This window comes from Phytoactinopolyspora endophytica, from assembly GCF_004138495.1.
In the GTDB taxonomy this organism is placed as follows: Bacteria; Actinomycetota; Actinomycetes; order Jiangellales; family Jiangellaceae; genus Phytoactinopolyspora; species Phytoactinopolyspora endophytica.
The window spans coordinates 39,485-43,623 of sequence record NZ_ML142853.1 but is presented as its reverse complement, the minus strand read 5'-3'; the positions used below and the strand labels follow the sequence as shown (position 1 = coordinate 43,623).

The window sequence follows — 4,139 nt, the reverse complement described above, 5'->3', positions numbered from 1 at the left end:
ATGTCTTCGCCGGAGACGGCGACCGGCCGTATGAGCCAGGCGATCCGTGTGCGCCGCGGACCGTGTACGGCAAGTCGAAACTGGCGGGCGAGCAGGCGGTGCTGGCGATCTGTGCCGAGGCGTGGGTCGTACGGACCGCGTGGCTCTACTCCCCGTCGACGAACAGCTTCCTGGACACCATGATCCGGCTGGAACGGGAACGGTCGACGCTGTCGGTGGTCGACGACCAGTACGGTTCGCCCACCTTGGCCGTGGACCTCGCGGAAGCACTGGAGGAGCTGGCGCGGCTCGTCGCACATGGGAACGGGCCGCGCGAGCGGCTCCTGCATTGCACCGGAGCCGGTGCGACGACGTGGTTCGGCTTCGCCCGCGCGATCTTCGAAGAGGTCGGCGCCGACCCTGAACGGATCCGGCCGTGCACGACGTCGGACTTCCCGCGCCCGGCACCGCGGCCTGCGTACTCGGTGCTGTCCAACGATGCGTGGGGCGCGGCAGGGCTCACCCCGATGGCACCGTGGCGGGCAGCGTTACAGCGTTGCCTTCCGCGGCAGCGATCGATGGAGGTGGCGTAGATGAAGGTCCTGGTGACCGGTGGAGCAGGGTTCATCGGATCGGCATATGTCCGCAACGTGCTGACCGGCGCTTACGGTGGCTTCGAGCCATCTGAGGTGGTCGTGCTCGACAAGTTCACGTACGCAGGCAACCGGAGCAATCTCGCACCTGTCGAACAAGAGCGACGGCTCGGCGTCGTCGAGGCCGATATCTGTGACCCGCATGCCGTGAAGTCGGCGATGGCGGGTGTCGACCTCGTCGTGCATTTCGCCGCCGAGTCGCACGTCGACCGGTCGATTACCGGTTCCGCGGAGTTCGTCCACACCAATGTCCTCGGCACGCACGCCCTGCTGCAGGCTGCGCACGAGGCTCGAGTCGGAAGATTCGTGCATGTCTCCACCGACGAGGTGTACGGCTCGATCGACGACGGCTCGTGGAGTGAGGACCATGCCCTCGAACCCAACTCGCCGTACTCCGCGTCGAAGGCGTCATCCGATCTGCTGGCCCGGGCGTTCCACGTCACGCACGGACTCGACGTCGTGATCACGCGGTGCTCGAACAATTACGGCCCCTATCAGTACCCGGAGAAGGTCATCCCGCTGTTCATCACCAACCTGATCGACGGCGGCACCGTCCCGCTCTACGGCGACGGGTTGAACGTCCGGGACTGGCTGCACGTCGACGACCATTGCCGGGGCATCCAGCTGGTCGCCGAACGCGGCCGGGCGGGCGAGATCTACAACATCGGGGGCGGGACGGAGCTGACGAACCGGCAGCTCACCGATCGCCTGCTGACGGCGACCGGCGCCGGATGGGACCGAGTGGTCCAGGTCCCCGACCGTAAAGGACACGACCGCCGCTACTCGGTCGACATCGCCAAGATCTCCACCGAGCTGGGGTACCGCCCGCACGTGGGCATCGAGGCCGGGTTCGCGCAGACGGTGGAGTGGTATCGCGACCACCGCGAATGGTGGGAACCGCTCAAGGTCGTGGTCGCGTGACCCATCGCCAGGTGCTGCAGGCGATGTCCGGCCTGCTGCTGGCGACGTTCGTTACGGCCCTATCGGGCACGATCGTGGCCAACGCGATGCCGCGCATCCTTGCCGACCTCGAAGGTCGGCAGAGCCAGTACACATGGATCGTCGCCGCGCACATGCTGGCCGCCACAGCCAGTGGCCCTATCTGGGGCAAGCTGGCCGACCGGATGAGCAAACGGCTCCTGGTCGAGGCGTCCTTGTCGATCTTCGTCCTCGGCACCGTGCTTTGTGGCGTCTCAACTAGCGCGGAGGCACTGATTGCGTTTCGCGCCGTGCAAGGAGTCGGGAGCGGAGGCCTGCTGGTCTTGGTTCAAGTCGCACGGGCAGCCCTGGTCAGTCCGCGCGAGCGAGCGAGGTATGTGAGCTACTTTTCCGCTGTCGCGATGGTTGCGATGCTGACCGGTCCGCCGTTGGGCGGATTAGTTGTCGATACGCCGAATATGGGGTGGCGTTGGTGTTTCTGGATTGGGACGCCATTCGCGATCTTCGCGCTCGTCGTTCTTCATAGGACGTTGCATCTTCCTGTCGCCCGGACGAGCGCGAATGTCGACTGGCGAGGCGCTCTGTTGATACCGGCAGGCATTGGCACGGTATTGGTCTGGGTCACCCTGGCAGGTAATGCCTTCCATTGGATCTCGTGGATGAGCGCCGCGCTTGTGAGCGGAGGCCTCGGCCTTCTGGCAGTCGCTGTGGTGGTCGAGTGTCGAGCACAGGATCCGATCGTTCCTTCCACGATTCTGCGTGTGCGAACTGTGCGCCTTGCGATCACGGCCGGCGTCGGCGTGAGCGTTGTCATGATCTGTGCCATGCTCTTTCTCGCCCAGTACTTTCAAATCGCGCGCGGCTACTCGCCATCACAGTCGGGTCTCCTCCTGTTGCCCCTGATCGTTGGTTCCTTGATCGGAACGATGGTCAGCGGGCACCTGATATCTCGCACCGGACGGTGGAAGAGGTACCTCGTAGCAAGCATGGTTCTGACGGTGACCGGAACGGCAGCATTGGGCGGGATAGGCCACATCTCACATTGGATGCTTGTCGGCACGGCCTTGGTGGTTCTCGGTCTTGGACTGGGCACTGGTCAACAGAACATCATGCTCGCCGTGCAGAACAGCGTGGCGGACCGCGACCTGGGAAGCGGCACGTCCACGCTGATGTTCTTCCGATCCTTGGGCGAAGCGGCCGGCGTCTCATTGCTCGGCGCGCTATTCGCGGCGCGAGTGACGAGCGAGATCGATGAGGGTCTTGCGCGGCAGCCGGACGCGGAATCGCTCGCAGAATCGCAGAGCTCGGCCATCCCGGAGCTATCAAGCCTGGCAGGGCCAGTGCGGGATGTTGTTCAGAGCGCTTACGCTGACGCCGTCGGCGTCGTGTTCCTGGCTGCATCGGCACTCGCCGTGTTGGCGTTACTGGCCGTCGTGTTCATTAAGGAGACACCGCTGAGCAGCTCCCCACCCTCGTCACTCGATCGTCGGTCGGCTGGTTGAAAGCTCACCGGGCCGTTGGCGGCCGAACCAGGCGGTTGTGACAGCGGCGATGCTCCGAGATTGCCAGCGGTGTTGCCTGGGCATGCATACTACGACGCTCGCTGCGTCAGGCTCCTGCGATACGTTGCCGGTGTCTGACCGTGGTAACGGTGGAATGCTTCGTACATTCGGCTAGTGGCGGTGAACCCAGCGCGGTGACAGACTGCCAGGATGGGCAAGTCCGTACCGGCGAGAAGACGTTGCGCCTCGCTCAGCCGTAAGCGCGTGACGTACTCCCACAATGTCAGACCACATACCCGGCGAAAGCTTGCCATCAGGTAATCATGATGGCGGTCGACGGCGCGCGCTACATCCTCGATGGTGATCTCTTCCACGAAGTGTCGTGTGACGAACTGGATCGCACGGGCCACTACCTGCGCCGTCGCTGTGCCAGGACCATGTGCGAGCTCTCCCCGTGCGGGCGCGGTCTCGCTGAGCAGGCGGAGCAGACGCGCGTGAATCTCAAGTTCGACAGCCTTCCTGAGCCGGTCATCGGGGGTTGCGAGGTGCGAGGTCCATCTCCTGAAGACGAAACTCTCCGCTGCCATTTCACAAGAAGGCGTAGTCGACCTCAGCAGCTGACCGCCAAGGAGACTGTCGAGCACCTCCGGTGATCCGACCCACGCGAGAACGTTGACGATCGGCACCTGCGCAACGTAGTACACGGTGGTGGGTGGAGCGGGGTCCACGTCGCGATGGGGTAGTCCACCCCAGAATGCCAGTACGTCTCCCTGCGTGAGACGTTCCTCGCGACCCGCGCAGTCCAGCGTGATCGCACCTGTCTCTACAAAGTGCACTTCGAGCTCGAGGTGGGTGTGGCAGCCCGAAGCTCTCAGATCGTCGATCTCTCCGGATTCGGCGCTGCGTTCGAACGTGAAGGCGGACAGCCCGTACGGCTCGAAACGCGTGGCGTCCATCCCCATGGGTCGGGTCATCGTCGGCACCTCTCTATTCGGGAAGGATCCTACCCGAATCGGAAATGTGCTAGAGCGAAACGATCTGCGAAAGTCGGATTGTTACACGCGGG

The 4,139-nt window shown here is 64.0% G+C and carries 4 protein-coding genes; 3 read left to right on the top strand and 1 reads right to left on the bottom strand.

Annotation, left to right across the window (positions count from 1 at the left end; genetic code table 11):
* The 3 genes from ELR45_RS37470 to ELR45_RS10990 all read left to right on the top strand — a co-directional run.
* Positions 1 to 572, top strand: a 572-nt coding sequence (locus ELR45_RS37470) for an SDR family oxidoreductase (RefSeq protein WP_205856399.1), incomplete at its 5' end; no start/stop codon positions are given.
* On the top strand, positions 573 to 1,553 hold the full coding sequence (rfbB, locus tag ELR45_RS10995; protein WP_129665950.1) for a dTDP-glucose 4,6-dehydratase: 981 nt from the start codon (positions 573 to 575) through the stop codon (positions 1,551 to 1,553).
* Positions 1,550 to 3,073: an MDR family MFS transporter gene (locus ELR45_RS10990; protein ID WP_205856398.1), complete on the top strand. Its 1,524-nt coding sequence runs from the start codon at positions 1,550 to 1,552 to the stop codon at positions 3,071 to 3,073. The genes rfbB and ELR45_RS10990 overlap by 4 nt, the downstream gene beginning before the upstream one ends.
* An 89-nt stretch (positions 3,074 to 3,162) precedes the next feature.
* Here ELR45_RS10990 and ELR45_RS10985 read toward each other — a convergent pair whose 3' ends face one another.
* Positions 3,163 to 4,047: a helix-turn-helix domain-containing protein gene (locus ELR45_RS10985; protein WP_129665946.1), complete on the bottom strand. Its 885-nt coding sequence runs from the start codon at positions 4,045 to 4,047 to the stop codon at positions 3,163 to 3,165.
* Positions 4,048 to 4,139: the final 92 nt, after the last annotated feature.